The organism is Flavobacterium sp. KBS0721 (assembly GCF_002007065.3).
GTDB lineage: Bacteria > Bacteroidota > Bacteroidia > Flavobacteriales > Flavobacteriaceae > Flavobacterium > Flavobacterium piscis.
The window spans coordinates 926,389-942,471 of the sequence record NZ_CP042170.1 but is presented as its reverse complement, the minus strand read 5'-3'; the positions used below and the strand labels follow the sequence as shown (position 1 = coordinate 942,471).

General features: G+C 34.5%; 15 protein-coding genes. 13 read left to right on the top strand and 2 right to left on the bottom strand.

All coding sequences use genetic code 11. The features are described 5' to 3' along the window. The first annotated feature begins 50 nt into the window (after positions 1 to 50). From B0M43_RS04295 to proC, 12 genes are all read left to right on the top strand, one after another. Positions 51 to 428, top strand: a complete 378-nt coding sequence (locus tag B0M43_RS04295; protein WP_065451935.1) for a PKD domain-containing protein — start codon at positions 51 to 53, stop codon at positions 426 to 428. Between the two features lie 106 nt (positions 429 to 534). Beyond that, positions 535 to 2,079, top strand: a complete 1,545-nt coding sequence (locus tag B0M43_RS04290; protein WP_078006724.1) for a patatin-like phospholipase family protein — start codon at positions 535 to 537, stop codon at positions 2,077 to 2,079. A 57-nt stretch (positions 2,080 to 2,136) separates the two neighbouring features. Beyond that, positions 2,137 to 3,546, top strand: coding sequence for a T9SS type A sorting domain-containing protein (locus tag B0M43_RS04285; RefSeq protein WP_078006725.1), 1,410 nt, complete (start codon positions 2,137 to 2,139; stop codon positions 3,544 to 3,546). 362 nt (positions 3,547 to 3,908) lie between these two features. Continuing rightward, entirely contained in the window at positions 3,909 to 5,180 is a 1,272-nt protein-coding gene (gene serS, locus B0M43_RS04280; RefSeq protein WP_078006726.1) for a serine--tRNA ligase, read from the top strand. 90 nt (positions 5,181 to 5,270) lie between these two features. Further along, positions 5,271 to 6,089 (top strand): prolipoprotein diacylglyceryl transferase, encoded by an 819-nt coding sequence (gene lgt / locus B0M43_RS04275; protein WP_078006727.1) that lies wholly within the window; start codon positions 5,271 to 5,273, stop codon positions 6,087 to 6,089. A gap of 248 nt (positions 6,090 to 6,337) precedes the next feature. After that, positions 6,338 to 8,119: a tetratricopeptide repeat protein gene (locus B0M43_RS04270; RefSeq protein ID WP_078006728.1), complete on the top strand. Its 1,782-nt coding sequence runs from the start codon at positions 6,338 to 6,340 to the stop codon at positions 8,117 to 8,119. 91 nt (positions 8,120 to 8,210) lie between these two features. After that, complete coding sequence (locus tag B0M43_RS04265; protein WP_055094228.1) at positions 8,211 to 8,522, top strand: DUF4286 family protein; 312 nt, start codon at positions 8,211 to 8,213, stop codon at positions 8,520 to 8,522. Positions 8,523 to 8,558: 36 nt separating this feature from the next. Continuing rightward, complete coding sequence (locus tag B0M43_RS04260) at positions 8,559 to 8,744, top strand: hypothetical protein (RefSeq protein WP_065451942.1); 186 nt, start codon at positions 8,559 to 8,561, stop codon at positions 8,742 to 8,744. A gap of 1 nt (position 8,745) precedes the next feature. Continuing rightward, positions 8,746 to 9,222 (top strand): nucleotidyl transferase AbiEii/AbiGii toxin family protein, encoded by a 477-nt coding sequence (locus B0M43_RS04255; RefSeq protein ID WP_078006729.1) that lies wholly within the window; start codon positions 8,746 to 8,748, stop codon positions 9,220 to 9,222. A 66-nt stretch (positions 9,223 to 9,288) separates the two neighbouring features. Next, complete coding sequence (rsmA, locus tag B0M43_RS04250; protein ID WP_056248114.1) at positions 9,289 to 10,074, top strand: 16S rRNA (adenine(1518)-N(6)/adenine(1519)-N(6))-dimethyltransferase RsmA; 786 nt, start codon at positions 9,289 to 9,291, stop codon at positions 10,072 to 10,074. After that, the gene (gene mgtE, locus B0M43_RS04245) at positions 10,058 to 11,407 is read left to right on the top strand and encodes a magnesium transporter (RefSeq protein ID WP_065451944.1); all 1,350 of its coding nucleotides are present in this window, start codon (positions 10,058 to 10,060) and stop codon (positions 11,405 to 11,407) included. Before rsmA ends, mgtE begins: the two co-directional genes overlap by 17 nt. A gap of 100 nt (positions 11,408 to 11,507) precedes the next feature. Continuing rightward, the gene (proC, locus tag B0M43_RS04240) at positions 11,508 to 12,284 is read left to right on the top strand and encodes a pyrroline-5-carboxylate reductase (protein WP_078006730.1); all 777 of its coding nucleotides are present in this window, start codon (positions 11,508 to 11,510) and stop codon (positions 12,282 to 12,284) included. Between the two features lie 316 nt (positions 12,285 to 12,600). On the opposite strand, the gene B0M43_RS04235 is transcribed toward proC, so the two are convergent. Further along, positions 12,601 to 13,143: a hypothetical protein gene (locus tag B0M43_RS04235; RefSeq protein WP_078006731.1), complete on the bottom strand. Its 543-nt coding sequence runs from the start codon at positions 13,141 to 13,143 to the stop codon at positions 12,601 to 12,603. 4 nt (positions 13,144 to 13,147) lie between these two features. Beyond that, positions 13,148 to 14,293, bottom strand: a complete 1,146-nt coding sequence (gene nhaA, locus B0M43_RS04230) for a Na+/H+ antiporter NhaA (protein ID WP_078006732.1) — start codon at positions 14,291 to 14,293, stop codon at positions 13,148 to 13,150. A gap of 228 nt (positions 14,294 to 14,521) precedes the next feature. Between nhaA and B0M43_RS04225 the strand changes: the two genes are divergently transcribed. Then, a complete protein-coding gene (locus B0M43_RS04225) occupies positions 14,522 to 16,051 on the top strand; it encodes a hypothetical protein (RefSeq protein ID WP_078006733.1) in 1,530 nt (509 codons plus the stop codon). The last annotated feature ends 32 nt before the right edge of the window (positions 16,052 to 16,083 follow it).

Sequence of the window (16,083 nt, the reverse complement as noted above, 5' to 3'; positions counted from 1 at the left end):
TATATTTGTAGGAATAACATTTTAAAAAACAACCACTAAAAAGTAACATCATGAAAAGTAAATCTCCAATTTTGATGATTGCCGCATTATTTGTTTTAAGTATTTCGTGCAGCAAAAGTGATATAGATAAAGGCCTGGATTGCGTAGGAGAGTCTTTATTCGAGAAGGTAAAGCATTCGACAGATGCTACTAACCCTAAAAAAATAGATTTTACAGTTGAATATTCGGGAACGAATACTTTAAAATCTGTAAAATTTACTTTTGGTGATGGTACGCCTGCAGAGACAGTTACAGCGACAGGAACAACGGTTTCTACTTCGCATATTTACAGCGCAGCGGGAACTTATACAGCAAAAGCTGAAATTACAGTTCAAAATGGAGGAGCAACTTGTACATCGTCGCCAACACGAAGTATTACTGTAAATTAGAGAATTGTGTTTTTTGAATGTTAAAGATTTCATTAGTTACTATTTAACTTCGTTACGTTTCTTGTAAATTTGCTTTTAGTGATTTAACGATTTAAAAAAGTTAAAAATGAGATATAAATACTTCCAGATCGTGCTGTTGCTTTTTCTTCAGACGGGATTTTCTCAAAACAAAATCAACCTTTTTTCAGAAATCAATTACAGTTCGATTCCATCTGTTTCGTTAGACGATTATAAGTCGGTTCAGGAACGGGATAAAAAGTTCCAGAATCCTAATATTGCCTTAGGAATTGGTATTTCGGGCGGAGGTTCGAGAGCGCAGTTTTTTAGTATGGGAGTGCTTTTGGGATTAGAGGAAATTCAGGAAAATAATTTACAACGTAATTTCCTGAACGAAATTGATTATTTCTCTACCGTTTCAGGAGGTTGTTTTTCTGCAGGATATTATCTGACGATTCTTAAAAATAAATTGTTTTTTGACAATTGTTCTTTCAACGAATTTTACTTTTCTAAAGCCGATGCTTATAAGGATTACGTAGATAAATCGGCCAATATTTTATCTCTTTTAAACAATAGCCGAAACGAAAAAGGCGATAAAATATCGATGACACAGCGCATAGATGCTGATATTTTGCAATACGATGCCACGAATCCTGATAATACAAATAAGTTTGGAACCCAAATGCTGCTGTCTGATTTTTTTGTTTCAAAGGACAGTAAAACGACTCCCACTTTGCCCATGTTCGTCGCCAACGGAACGGCTTTTAATAATGGCGAACGTATTCCGTTTATGCCGCATATCATTCGGGGTTTAAACCTCAATTCTTCTTTGGCACCCAATAAAGCTGCTATTTCATTAAATGAAAATAAAATAAACGGCGGTTATGATTTTCCGCTTACTTATGCCATTACAGCAAGTTCTGCTTTTCCGGGAGTTTTGCCAAAAGTAAAATTTGGCGTAAAAAACCAGGATAAAATATTGTGTATTGTTGATGGCGGCGCTTCGGATAATATGGGGTATAAAACTTTGGTAGAATTGCTGCATAACGATACAAAAGTGAGTGATAAAAACAAGAAAGCACTTTTTATTGACTGCCTCGGACAAGGGAAAAAAACGCCTTATATAACCGATGCCAAAATAAGATTGATTTCGTTGTTTGAAACCGCTTCTTTATATACGGTGCAGACTCGTTATATGACTTTTGATAAAGATGTAGAAAATACTTTTGAACGTTATAAAATACCGGTTACGAATTATCAGATTATTGGTTTTACCACGATTAGGGATTATTTGGTAAAAATGCAAAAAGATTATCCTTATGAAGATTTGGTTTTTGAATTAAAAAATACCAATGACGAAGCCAGTAGTTGGGTAAAATTATTTGACACTTTTAAGCAGGAACTGATCATGAAGTTTGGCGAAGATTCGTTTAAAAAAGATAAAGACGGCGAAATAATTGTGGCGACTTTGAGCAAAGAAAAATTTAAAGCTTTATCTGCCAGACAAGTTTTGCTGTTATACGAATATGCCTCACACGTAGAAACCAAACTAAGAATTACGCCGGACGAAAGAGAGGTTTTGTTGCTTTCGGGACGTTTTGCTGCCTATTTAAAAACCAATGAATTAAGAGAATTATTGGTAGAACATAAGTAATTTTGTCGAAATTTGATTTTCTATTTAATGCCTAAAATTTTTTGACAGAACGTTATTATGAATAAAAAAATCATTTTTGCCTTATTGTTTTTGCCCGTTTTTTTATCTGCACAGGAAAAAGGCAGCGATACATCTGATAATGTTTCAAGATATTTTTATGATGATCATGTGGTTTCTGTCGAGATTTGGTACGGAAAAGATAAAAAACCGGACAGCACCAAAACGTATTATTCGAACGGAAAACTGAATGAGATTTTCTTTTATGATGATCAGGGTCTTAAAGATTTAAATGCTTATCAGTACAACAAACAGGGCGAAAAACTCGTGACCTGGAATTTCTCGCACGGAAAACTGGTAAGCAGAACCGATCACAAATTGCCGTTTAATAAAGACAAAGAAGAAACGGTAAAAAAAGCCCTTAAATTAATGACCGAAATTAATATAAGAACAAATTATAACCCAACAAAGGTGAATGATTTGTTCAATCGCGGTGTTTTAAGTATTAGTCTTGGTAATACAACTTTGGCGCTTGAGGATTTAAAAAAGGTCGAGTATTCTGTAGATAAGGATCCTAAAAATAAAGATATTGTCCTGTCTGATTCTTTAGAAAAAAAGAGAGCAGCTTTTAGAAGTAAACTTTACGACCGACTGGCTAATATTTATGCCTCACTCGAAATGGATAATTTTGCTTTTAATTATTGTTATAAGGCTATTCGTAATGCGCCGGACGATTTGCGTATTTTGTACAATTTTGCGATCTTATTACAGCGAAGAAAGTCTTATGATTTGGCCCGGTTTTATTTAGAAAAAATTGTAGCTAAAAAACCAGATCACGCACATGCACAATGGGCACTTGCCATATTATACAGCGATACTGGAGAATATCAAAAAGCAATGGAAAGCATTACTGTAGCTTTTAAAAATGAAAAAACCATCATTGACAAGAGTGTAGGATATGGAGGCCGGGATTTACGAACCACAAGAGGATTAATTTATCATAAACTGGGAGAATCAGAGAAAGGAATTGCCGATTTGAAATATGTTTTAGATAGGGATAAAAACAATTCGTATGCAATGAAAAATCTGGGGATTATTTATCTCGATCAACTCCAATACAAAGAAGCCTGCGAATTGTTCAAAAAAGCAGATGAGCTTAATTATACACTTGTTTATGATGAGGTAGATTTACCATCATTATTAGAAAGTGCTTGTAATAACGTTCAGCCCGAAGTTACAGCACTTAAAAAGCCTTTTGTTTATCCTAATCCGGCTCAAACAACAATTTCTATTGAAAATTTAAAAACTAAAAACTTTGATTTTGAGTTTTTTGATTTCGAATCGAAAAGCGCTTTAAAAGGTAAAACCAGCGACGGAACGATAAATGTTATCGCATTAACTCCGGGGTTTTATATTTTGAAAGTTACAATTGAAGATGTTGTTGAAACGTTTAAGGTGATTAAAGAATAAATCAAATGAATCAAAATATAGCTTCAGAGAAGCGTCATATTATAGAAAACGATATTGATTTTGTCTTAAAGCTCCATCGGAGCGGTATATTCATCTGTAAAAGATGTCTCCCCAGTAGGGTTCTGGATTCAATTTGAATTTTCTATTTCTATAAATATTTTACGCCGCAAGGGTTGTGTTCTATTCAAAATATAAAACTTCGATTTAAATAAAATCTTTGCGCATCTCTGCGTAAACCTTCGTGCATCTCCGTGTAATAACCCCCGAAATAACTTTAGAATCAACTTTGTCGTGATCTTATAAAACATTTCCTTAAATTTGCTTCCGTTATAAAAAAATACAATAGTTATAAAAATCAAGCTATGTTACAAATCGCATTTATTAGAGAGAATCAGGAGAAAGTAATCAAGGCTTTAGCAAAACGAAATATCGATGCTAAAAGCGTTGTTGAAGAAGTCGTGCAATTAGACGAAAACCGTCGTGCAACACAAGTTGAATTAGACAACACTTTATCTGAATCTAATAAATTATCCAAAGATATAGGGGAGTTGATGAAAGCGGGAGAGAAAGCTAAAGCGGCAATCCTAAAAGAAAAAACGGTTTCATTAAAAGAAAAAAGTAAAGAATTAGGCGAAAAAGCAGAAGCTTTGGCAACCGAATTAACCAATTTATTATACACTTTACCCAATCTTCCGGCTGATATTGTTCCTGAAGGAAAAACTCCGGACGATAACTTAAAAGTTTTCCAGGAAGGCGATATTCCCGTTCTTCATGAAGGTGCACAGCCTCACTGGGAATTGGTAAAAAAATACGATATCATCGATTTTGAATTGGGTGTAAAAATTGCCGGTGCTGGTTTTCCTGTTTATAAAGGAAAAGGAGCTCGTTTGCAACGTGCCTTAATCAATTACTTTTTAGATAAAAATACCGCTGCAGGATATAATGAAGTTCAGGTGCCGCATTTGGTAAACGAAGCTTCAGGTTACGGAACAGGACAATTACCGGATAAAGAGGGGCAAATGTATCACTCAACAATTGATGATTTATATTTGATTCCAACGGCTGAGGTTCCGGTTACGAATTTGTTTCGCGATGTTTTATTGAGCGAAACAGAATTACCAGTTTTATACACAGCATATACACCATGTTTCCGTCGTGAAGCAGGTTCTTACGGAGCGCACGTGCGCGGATTAAACCGTTTGCACCAATTTGATAAAGTAGAAATTGTACGTGTAGAACATCCTGATAAGTCTTACGAGGCACTTGACGGAATGGTAGAACATGTAAAAGATATTTTGAAAGAATTGAAATTGCCATACAGAGTTTTACGTTTATGTGGTGGCGATATGGGTTTCACATCGGCTTTAACTTATGATTTTGAAGTTTTTTCTACAGCGCAGGATCGTTGGTTAGAGATCAGTTCTGTTTCTAACTTCGAAACTTTTCAGGCGAATCGCTTGAAATTACGTTTCAAAGACAAAGACGGAAAAAACCAATTGGCACACACGCTTAACGGAAGTTCATTGGCTTTGCCAAGAGTTTTGGCAGGAATATTAGAAAATTACCAAACTCCGGAAGGAATCGTAATTCCAGAAGTTTTACGCCCTTACTGCGGATTTGATATTATAAATTAAGATTAAAATAAGTGTACAGTCGCAGTGATAGTTTACAGTTTTTGACTGTGACTGTAAACTGCGACTGAATGCTTTAATAAAGAACCTATTATGAGTAACGGAATTTTAAATTGGAATGTAGATCCGGTTATTGTCATGATAACGGATAGTTTTCCTTTAAAATATTATGGTGCTCTTTTTGCCATCGGACTTTTACTGGGATATTATATTGTAAGAAGTATTTATAAAAAAGAACATCTTTCGCTGGATAATCTGGATAGTTTATTGGTTTATGTAATTGTTGGAACCATTTTAGGTGCGCGATTAGGGCATTGTTTCTTTTATGAACCGTCTTATTTTTTACAGCATCCCATAGAAATTCTTTTGCCTATTCAGAAAGTAGCAGGAGTTTATAAATTTGTAGGTTATCAGGGTCTGGCAAGTCACGGAGGATCGATTGGCGTTTTGATCGCAATGATTTTATATTGCCGAAAACACAACGTTAAATTCTTATGGATTTTAGATAAAATGGCGATTGGAGTTCCGGTTACAGGCGCTTTTATAAGGTTTGGGAATTTTATGAATTCTGAAATCTACGGAAAACCAACGAACGGAAATTGGGGAGTTGTTTTTCAGAGAGATGATATGATCCCGAGACATCCTACACAGTTGTATGAAGCATTTGCCTATTTATTAATTTTTGGTATTGTACTTTATTTGTACAAAACTGAAAAGTTTAAAAATACAGACGGGTTTATCTTTGGATGTTTCTTAACTTTAATGTTTGTGGCCCGATTTATAATCGAATTTTTCAAGGAGAATCAAGAAGCTTTCGAGAATGATATGATTATTAATATGGGACAAGTGTTAAGTATTCCTTTTATTTTAATAGGTATCACCTTGATGATTTGGAAATCGAAGAAGGTTTAGGGTGCAGTCACAGGCGCAGTTTACAGTGAATTGCACTAATACTGAGACCGAAATCTAGTTTACAGTCACAGTCGCAGTTTACAGTGAATTGCACTAATGTTGAGACCGAAATCTAGTTTATAGTCACAGTCTCAGTTTACAGTGAATTGCACTAATGTTGAGACCGAAAACCTAAAACCTAAAACTGAGACTGAAAACTGAGACTGAATACCGCGACTGCGACTGTAAACTGAAAAAAAGACTGAATTATGAAAAACATCTTTATTTATATCGTTTTATTATGGTCGGGTTTTGCATTTTCACAAAATGAGCAACTGGCGCAATATTACTACGACAAAGGTGATTTCGAAAAAGCTAAAATCAGTTATGAAGAGCTGCTGAAAATTTCACCGTCTAATACCCAATATTTTTTAAGAACGATCGATTGTTATCAGCAATTGCAACAGTTTGATCTGGCTCAAAAAGTGATTCAGGATCGCTATAACAGATACAAACAAGGCGTTTTTTTAGTAGAATTAGGGTATAATTTTCAATTGCAAAAAAATGAGGCTAAAGCCAAAGGTTACTACGAGCAGGCAATCGAAAAAATAAAAACAAGTCCCAATGATGTTTACGGAATTGGTAATTCTTTCGAGAAAAAAGTATTGCTGGAATATGCCTTAAAAGCGTATCAAACCGCAATGCAGATACAGCCAAATTATAATTTCAATTTCCAGATCGGGATGTTGTACGGTCAGTTAGGAAAGACCGATCAGATGATCGAACTTTTATTGACAGAATCATACAATAGTCCTCAAAACGCCAATTTAATTCAGACACAATTATCCCGTTTCATGAATGGCGAAACAGATAATACGGCTTTTAAAGATGCCATGCGTAAAGCATTAATTCTTAGAACGCAAAAAGATCAGGATGTATTCTGGAATCATTACCTGAGTTGGTTTTATGTACAGCAAAAAGAATTTGGCAAAGCCTTTATACAGGAAAAAGCCATTTACAAACGAGAACCTGAATCGCTTTCGAGTATTGTTAATTTAAGTCAGTTTGCTTTGAATGAAGATGACACCGAGACCGCTTCGGAAATTCTGAATTTTATTCTTTTAAATACCAAAGATTTAGACTTATTGATTCAGACCAATTCGTATTTAATGCAAATTAAAATCGAGAAAGCACAGGAAAAAGACTATCCAATTATCAATACAGAGTTACAACAATTGCTTGCAACCTATGAAATAACTCCTTTTACCTTATCTTTGCAAATAATTCAGGCGCATTTCCTGGCTTTTAATCTTAAAAAGACTGAAGAAGGAAAGGCAATCGTTAAAAAAGCATTAGAATTAAACTTGAATGATTATCAAAAAGCAGATGCGAAGATGGAGTTGGCGGACATCTTGCTTTTAGAAGAAAAGTTCAATCAGGCGTTGATTTATTATTCGCAAATTCAATTGGATTTAAAGAATGATATCATGGCGCACGAAGCCAGTTTAAAAGCGGCAAAAACAAGTTATTACAAAGGCGATTTTGAGTGGGCTTTGAAGCAATTTAAAGAGCTGAAAGCAGCAAACACACAATTGATTGCCAATGATGCTCTGGAATACTTTTTATTGATTAATGATAATACCGTTGCTGATTCGACACAAACGGCATTGAAACAATTCGCAAAAGGTGATTTTTTAATTTATCAGAATAAAAAAACCGAAGCAATTGCTCAGTTTCAGAGTATTTTAAAAAGCTTTAAAGGGCAAGAAATAGAAGCTGTAACATTGTTGCGTTTAGGTAAAATTTATGAAAGTCAAAAGGATTTTAATTCGGCTTTAAGCCAATACCAACAGATCATTGATAATCATAGTGACGGAATTTATGTAGATGAGGCGCTGTTTTTTTCGGCAGAAATTTACAATGACGAATTGAAAGATACAGAAAAAGCAAAACCTTTGTATGAAAAGGTAATTTTTAATCATCAGGACAGTATTTACTTTGTTGATGCCAGAAAAAAATACCGAGAGTTAAGAGGAGACAAGAATTTATAAAATAGATCTTTAGATTGTTAGACTACTTAGATTTTTAGACTTTTCTAAAATCTAAGTAGTCTAATGTCTAAGAAGTCCAAAATCTAAAAAAATGATTATATACAACGTTACTACCAATATACACGAGAGCGTTCATGACCAATGGTTAAAATGGATGCAGGAAAAACACATACCGGAAATTCTGGCTACCAATAAATTTTCTTCGGCAAGAATTGTTAGGGTTTTAATAGAAGAAGAAATGGGCGGAATTACGTATTCTGTTCAATATGTTACCGATAGTAAAGAAACTTTAGATCAATATTATATCGAAGACGAACCAAAATTTCATCAGGAAGCTTTAGGATTGTTTGCAGATAAAATGCTTTCTTTCAGAACAGAGTTAGAAGTGATTTCGGAGCATTAAAATCTAAGTTTTCAGTCTCAGTAAAAATAGAAAATTATGGAAATTAGATTTCAAACAAAAGAAGAAAGTAATAAGCAACAGCAAGAAGATTTTTTGAAGTTGTCTAAAGTTGAAAGATTTTATAGTTTTTTACGCTTAAGTGAGAGAATAAGCAGATTTCCTGTGAAGAATAAAGTAGACAAAAACAAAGACAATTTTATAATTGTTATAAAATCAAAATAGAATGTCAAAGCTTTGGGATCAGAATATTGATGAATTTATTGCATTAGCTGCCAAACATAATGTCCGAATGCTTATGGTGGGTGGTGGAGCTGTAAATTTTCATGGATATCAGAGACACTCAGCAGATGTAGATTTTTGGATAGAAACGACCGATGAAAATTTTAAGAAGTTGGTGCTTGTTTTTAATGAGATGGGATATGAAATTGATGATTTTCCTGAAAATGTAAAACAACAACAACAAAATATATCAATAAAATTTTCTCCTGTTGATTTAGATTTGGAATTGATAACCAAATTTTCGGTAAACAAAACTTTTGAAGAGGCTTATAATGATAGTGAGGAAACAACAGTTAATGGCAAAACATTTTTAAAATGGAATGTACTGTCTTTAGAGGATTTGATCACAAGTAAAATTAAAGCAAATAGAGCAAAGGATTTATTAGATATTCAACAGTTACGAGAAATTAATAAAAAATAAAACTTTGTGACTTAGCGCCTTAGTGGCAAAAATACCTTAGTGCCTTCGCGGCAAATAAAAAAGAAAATGGAAAAAGTAAAAGCCAAAAAACATTTAGGACAACATTTCCTGAAAGATGAAAGTATCGCCAAAGCAATTGCAGATACTTTAAGTTTAAAAGGATATGATGAGGTTTTAGAAATAGGACCGGGGATGGGTGTGTTGACTAAGTATTTGCTTGACAAACCCGTTAACACGCACGTGATTGAGATTGATGGAGAGTCTGTGGTGTATTTGGGTGAAAATTATCCAAAACTAAAAGATAAAATTATCTCTCAGGATTTCCTGAAATACAATATAAACGAGGTTTATGAAAATAAACAATTCGCTATTATTGGAAATTTTCCTTATAATATTTCAACGCAAATCGTTTTTAGAACTTTAGAATTCAAACATCAGATTCCGGAATTTTCGGGGATGTTTCAAAAAGAAGTTGCTGAAAGAATTTGCGAGAAAAAAGGCTCAAAGGCTTATGGAATCTTATCCGTATTGGCCCAGGCTTTCTATGATACAGAGTATCTGTTTACCGTAGATGAAAACGTTTTTATTCCTCCGCCCAAGGTCAAGTCGGGTGTGATGAAAATGACCCGAAAAGAAGATTATAGCCTTCCGTGTGGTGAAAGGTTGTTTTTTACAGTTGTAAAAACTGCTTTTCAGCAAAGACGAAAAACATTACGTAACAGTTTGAAAACATTAAATTTATCTGATGAATTGCGATTAGACACTATCTTTGATAAGCGTCCTGAGCAGCTTAGCGTAGACGAATTTATTGTTTTGACTCAAAAAATAGAAGCCGATGGAGTTCAAAGTTAGCAAAGAATTAATCCACCAGTTAGAAGAGCATATTGTTAATAAAAACGACAAAGCACTTGAAGTTTTATTGAATGATCTGCACCATGCCGATATAGCCGAAATCCTCGATGAACTGGATTTTGACGAGGCAACTTATATCTTTAAGGTTTTAGATAGTGATAAAACAGCCGAAATTCTTCTTGAACTGGAAGATGACCTGCGTGAAAACATCTTAAGCCGACTTTCGCCTAAAGAAATTGCAGAGGAGCTTGATGAGCTTGAAACAAATGATGCGGCCGATATTATTGGTGAACTTTCTCAGGAAATAAAAGCCGAGGTAATCTCCGAGATGCTTGACGTAGAACACGCAAAAGACATTGTCGATTTGTTGCGTTACGACGAAAATTCTGCCGGTGGTTTGATGGGAAAGGAGTTGGTAAAAGTCAATGAAAACTGGAATGTGCTAACTTGTGTAAAAGAAATGCGTATTCAGGCAGAAAATGTTTCAAGAGTACACTCTATTTATGTTGTTGATGATGAAAACCGCTTAAAGGGCAGATTATCATTAAAAGATTTATTGACAACTTCTACCAAAACTCAAATTGGTGACATTTATATCCGAAAATTAAATTTTGTAAACGTAGATACCGAAGATGTTGAGGTAGCACGTATCATGCAAAAATACGATTTGGAGGCAATTCCGGTTGTAGATGAACTTGGACGTTTAGTAGGCAGGATTACTATTGATGACATCTTAGATGTCATCAAGGATGAGGCAGATAAAGATTATCAGTTAGCGGCAGGTATTACACAGGACGTAGAATCTAATGATAGTGTTCTTGAACTTACAAAAGCACGTTTGCCATGGCTTTTAATAGGTATGGTGATCGAAATTGTGGCGTCGTTTGTATTAAAAGGAAACGAAGCTACATTTCAAAAATATTCAACCTTAATTATTTTTGTACCGTTACTTTCTGCAACCGCAGGAAATATTGGTGTTCAGGCATCGGCAATTGTGGTGCAGGGATTGGCAAACGGAACGCTGAAAGAATTTAGCAGAGGTTATTTTAGTAAAGAAATTAGTGTTTCTATGATTTCAGGAACTATCATATCATTACTTTTATTGGCCTATCATTCTGTAATGTACCAGCAATATTTGGTGGGAATTGCGATTTCAATTTCGATGATTGTAGTAATTTTATTTGCTGCGACTTTAGGAACTCTGGTGCCGCTATTTTTACATAAAAATAAAATTGACCCTGCAATCGCAACAGGTCCGTTTATTACTACAACCAATGACGTATTTGGAATTATGCTCTATTTTGGAGTAGCCAAATTGATTCTTGGTTTCTAAGTTTTTGCAACAAATTAGTAGAATACAGTGATTTAAGATCTGTAAAATCTGTGTAATTTGTGGCTGAAAAATATGCTATTAACCAGCCAATAAATAAGCAATGAAAGTACATATAATAGGGGGAGGAAATCTTGGGGTTTCTATAGCCTTGGGAATTGCTAAATTCTCCAAAAACAACCAGGTTACCGTTACAAGAAGAAACATCGCCAGTATTCAATATTTAACAGAGTACGGAATTACAGTTTCATCAGATAATAAACATAATATTCAGGAGGCCGATGTGGTGATTTTAACCATAAAACCGTATCAGGTTGATACTGTTTTGGCTGAAATTTTGCCGGCAATTCAAGGCAAAACAATTGCTTCGGCAGTAAGCGGTTTATCTTTGGATGTACTTCAGGAAAAAACAAATAATGCTTTTCCGGTAATTCGTATTATGCCCAATATCGCCGCACAGTTTGGCGAATCGGCAACCTGTATTTCTTTTCCTGAAAAGGACAGAGAAAAAGCTTTGCCAATTGTTGACTTGTTTCAGGATTTAGGAACTGCCCCTGTAATCGACGAAAAGCTGATGGATGCAGCAACAGTTCTTGGAGCATGCGGAACAGCTTATGCTTTAAGATATATTCGTGCTTCGATGCAAGCGGGAATCGAAATAGGTTTTGATTCTCAAACCGCATTAGCCATTGCAGCACAAACTGTAAAAGGAGCTGCAAAAATGTTACTGGAGGAAAAAGTACACCCTGAACAATTAATCGACCGTGTAACAACTCCGCAAGGCTGTACAATCGTAGGATTGAATGAAATGGAACACAATGGCTTTAGTTCATCTTTAATAAAAGGTATTAAAACTTCTTTGAAACAAATCAAAGGTTAGTTTTTAAAGAAATTCAAATATTTTAAAAATCCCAAATTCCAACTTTGTTGAGGTTTGGGATTTTTTTTTGTTTTTGAGATGCTAGTTATCGTCATAGTTTGTCACTTCGACGCTAAGAAGTCACACTAGAAACTCCGCAAAGAAGTTGTCAATCTTTGTCTAATCCCGCGTTTGATTTCTTCCTTCGGTCGAAATGAATATGGTAGTTAATTGGAATTTAATAACGTGTTCTTGAACAATAATCTACTATTAATGCAAGATTTTCTTCATTTGCAGCTTTAGTTACTTGGAATTTGGAATTTCAAAAGATTGGAATTTATTTCTTAATCAGCTGTATATATTTCCTGCCACATTCTGAAAGCTTAGTATAAGAATTCATAGCGTTTCCGTAATTCTGAATCGTGAGAGTATCTTTGGTGTAGCTCGCGCCAATTCCTACAGGAATTTTTAATTCTTGAGAATTTGTTCCTGAATCAGCGATAGAATCATTTTCTTCTTCACGGCTAATATCACCCTCATATTCATCCCATTCTATGCCTTCTAAAACGATAATTTTCTCTCCGGATTCATTAGTTGTTAGATTGGCAATACCTTTTAATTCTCGATTTTTTGTTTTTAGAAAATAAGAATAGCTCGTCTTCGTTTTGCTTATTTCAATCGAAATTTGGCACTCATCACTATTATCGGATTCCGGTTGTGTTTCATATACACCTTCAATCAATTCTTTATTTGTGTTTGTTTGAAGTGAAAATTTTGATGTAGAAGCATCTTTTTCGATTGCAGGTTTTGGTTTATTATTGCAGGCCAAAACTAGCAATGCAAGTACAAATACAGCTGTAATTTTAGATATCGAATTCATAAAATCAAGTGGTTTTATTTCTTGTCAAAATATATTTCAAATAAACAAATCCAAATATTCCGGAAAGTACGGATGCAATAAGGATGGCAATTTTAGAAAAAACAATAACCTCGGGATCTTTAAAAGCCAGGAGCGTGATAAAAATCGACATTGTAAAACCTATCCCGCCTAACATTCCGGCGCCCAAAATATGTGCCCATTTTAGACTTTTTGGCAAAGCACATAAGCCGGCACTGACTCCAATCGAAGAAAAGAGCAAAATCCCTAACGGTTTACCTATCACTAAACCTAAAATAATACCATATGTATTAGGATGATTTAGCCCCTGATGCCAGTCAGATTCTATCGCGATGCATGTATTTGCAATGGCAAATAGCGGTAAAATTACAAAAGCAACAGGCTTATGTAAAAAGTGCTGCAGTTTATATGAGGAAGATTTTTCGCCGCCATCTCCAAAAGGAATTACAAATGCCAGAATAACACCGGTAATGGTAGCGTGAACACCAGAATTAAGCATAAAGTACCACATGGCAATTCCTCCAACTAAATAAGGAATCAGGTTTTGAATTTTCATTCGATTCAAAATAAACAAGAAGCCCCATATTCCTAAAGCAATGGCAAGATTTACAAAAGCGATTGTAGTCGTATAGAAAATGGCAATAACTACAATAGCGCCCAAATCATCAATAACTGCCAAGGCGGTTAAAAAAACTTTTAATGACGCTGGAACTCTTTTTCCTAAAAGAGATAAAATCCCAATGGCAAACGCTATATCAGTTGCCATAGGAATTCCTGCTCCGTTTTGTGTTGCAGTTCCAAAATTTAAAGCCAGGAAAATAGCAGCGGGAACAAGCATTCCGCCAAAAGCCGCCATAATTGGTAGTGAAGCGTTTTTTATACTTGATAGTTCACCATGATATATTTCGCGTTCTAATTCCAGGCCAATCAATAAAAAGAAAATCGTCATTAAACCATCGTTAATCCAGTGTGTGATCGAATGTCCGCCTAAGTCTTTTTCCCAAAAAGCAATATAATCTGTCTGAACAGCAGAATTCGCCAAGTAAAGAGATATAATCGTAACAAATAGTAAGAGCAATCCTCCTGATTTTTCGTTGTCAAAAAAGGCTTTAAAAGTCTTGGTTAGTTTCATTGCGGAGGTTTCTGAAGATTTAAAAAAGAGAAATTTTCTCTATTCGTATTTATTCAAAGTTAAAAAAAATCTCACCAATAAAAAATTCAGCAGGTTTCTATTTGACTTTACAACATCTTTAAAATAAATTTTGATGCTTTTTAGAAGCTTTTTAATCGTTGTTGATTTAAGAAAAAACTTAAAAAAATAATAGTATTTTCGTGCTTCTTAATAACCAAAACCACCGTAATGAACTATAAAATAGGTCTATCTCGCGCTTTAATACTTTTTTTTATTCTGATTCAAATTTCCTGTAAAAAAGAAAACACTCAAAATGATGGGGAAATCTCTGAAAAAAAGACCATTCCTGTAAGTATTGACAAAAACTATCAAAAGGATGAGCCGATAACTGGCAATGAAAAACTGAAAGTTAAATCAGTTATTCATTTTTCGAAAAAATACAATTCACCCGAATTATGGCAATATAAATGGGATATGAAAACCGGATCTCTTGAAGGCGTTCATGCATTAGCCAACGGAAATATGCTTTTCGTTATCGAAGAAAGTGATGAAAATCGTAACAATACAGCTGCTTTTGTTTTAATACTCGATAAAGAAGGGAAAGAAATAAAAAAGCAAAAACTGGCATTAAAACCTAAAACAAAGTATGAACTTTTTACCACTGAGGTTGAAACAGACAATCAGGGCGGGTTTACATTATTTATCAAAAAAGAAGATAGAACTTTAACTCAGTCCGTTGAAGAACAAACTGGCGAAGGAAGAGTGCGCTATAACTTAAAAGAATATCATATCGATAAATTAAAATTTAATAATACCTACTCAGGTTATGAAACGGTTAGTAAATCAATGGAATCGATATTCCTAAAATCTTTTCAGGAAAAAGGTATTTCGTATATACCAACAGGTAATTTTTCGGTAGAATATCTGAAAGGTAAAATCTGTGTTTATGGACAAGTTGGAAAGTCTGAAGTGGAGCAAATGCCGTTTGTCGCAATACTCGACACTAATCTTAAACTTGTAAAAATCAATGTTTTTGACCAGTACGTAGATACGAAAATAGATAAAATAAAATTGAATAGTGATGGTGGTTTGTATATTGAAGGAACAGAAAACACAAGTGCCGATGGTTCCTATTTTGCAACGAATAAAAGATTTACAATAAACTCAGATTTAAAAGTTACTACAGACAAGTCAGATAAAGAACCTTACGAATCTGTTTATCGCGGACCATCGGCACCTGAGGAAAGTGATGAAGAGGAAAGCGAAACAGAAACTTCTGCAACAGAAACCCAGGAATCTGTTGTTGAACCAGCAAAAGAAGAAACCTGGTCGACGGTTACATTTTATAAAGATGAAGTAAAAAAGGAAACGTATAACTTTAAGCAAAAAGAAATGTTTTCGAATAAAATCATATTCGAAAAACTGAGTTCAGATAATACAGCTTTATGGCAAATACAATTTGTATTCCCGGATAATTACGAAGTACCGTACATCAATAGTGCAGAAGGATTTAAACGTGCCAATGGAGATTTTGTGTTTTGGTTGTACTTAACGGAGAAATCTAATGGAGATGAAAAACAAAGCGTGGCAATTTTCGTGATAAATAAAGAGGGACGTCTAATTCGTCAGTTTCAAACACCGGGTTATGCTGCGCTTACTGAGTTTAGAATGACAGAATCAAATGGTCAGCTAACGACAGGAGTCATAAAATACGATTCGCCATATGTGTTCTATTCGTTTGCTTATCTTTTAGACTAATCAAAAAATATTTTAATACCATTTTTGGCTTG

Excerpts from the sequence above, each read along its gene's own strand:
- B0M43_RS04290 (WP_078006724.1), top strand. The coding sequence starts at position 535 with ATGAGATATAAATACTTCCAGATCGTGCTGTTGCTTTTTCTTCAGACG.
- mgtE (WP_065451944.1), top strand. The coding sequence starts at position 10,058 with ATGGAGTTCAAAGTTAGCAAAGAATTAATCCACCAGTTAGAAGAGCAT.
- lgt (WP_078006727.1), top strand. The coding sequence starts at position 5,271 with ATGAGTAACGGAATTTTAAATTGGAATGTAGATCCGGTTATTGTCATG.
- B0M43_RS04260 (WP_065451942.1), top strand. The coding sequence starts at position 8,559 with ATGGAAATTAGATTTCAAACAAAAGAAGAAAGTAATAAGCAACAGCAA.
- B0M43_RS04255 (WP_078006729.1), top strand. The coding sequence starts at position 8,746 with ATGTCAAAGCTTTGGGATCAGAATATTGATGAATTTATTGCATTAGCT.
- B0M43_RS04265 (WP_055094228.1), top strand. The coding sequence starts at position 8,211 with ATGATTATATACAACGTTACTACCAATATACACGAGAGCGTTCATGAC.
- serS (WP_078006726.1), top strand. The coding sequence starts at position 3,909 with ATGTTACAAATCGCATTTATTAGAGAGAATCAGGAGAAAGTAATCAAG.
- rsmA (WP_056248114.1), top strand. The coding sequence starts at position 9,289 with ATGGAAAAAGTAAAAGCCAAAAAACATTTAGGACAACATTTCCTGAAA.
- B0M43_RS04270 (WP_078006728.1), top strand. The coding sequence starts at position 6,338 with ATGAAAAACATCTTTATTTATATCGTTTTATTATGGTCGGGTTTTGCA.
- B0M43_RS04235 (WP_078006731.1), bottom strand. The coding sequence starts at position 13,143 with ATGAATTCGATATCTAAAATTACAGCTGTATTTGTACTTGCATTGCTA.
- B0M43_RS04295 (WP_065451935.1), top strand. The coding sequence starts at position 51 with ATGAAAAGTAAATCTCCAATTTTGATGATTGCCGCATTATTTGTTTTA.
- nhaA (WP_078006732.1), bottom strand. The coding sequence starts at position 14,293 with ATGAAACTAACCAAGACTTTTAAAGCCTTTTTTGACAACGAAAAATCA.
- proC (WP_078006730.1), top strand. The coding sequence starts at position 11,508 with ATGAAAGTACATATAATAGGGGGAGGAAATCTTGGGGTTTCTATAGCC.
- B0M43_RS04285 (WP_078006725.1), top strand. The coding sequence starts at position 2,137 with ATGAATAAAAAAATCATTTTTGCCTTATTGTTTTTGCCCGTTTTTTTA.
- B0M43_RS04225 (WP_078006733.1), top strand. The coding sequence starts at position 14,522 with ATGAACTATAAAATAGGTCTATCTCGCGCTTTAATACTTTTTTTTATT.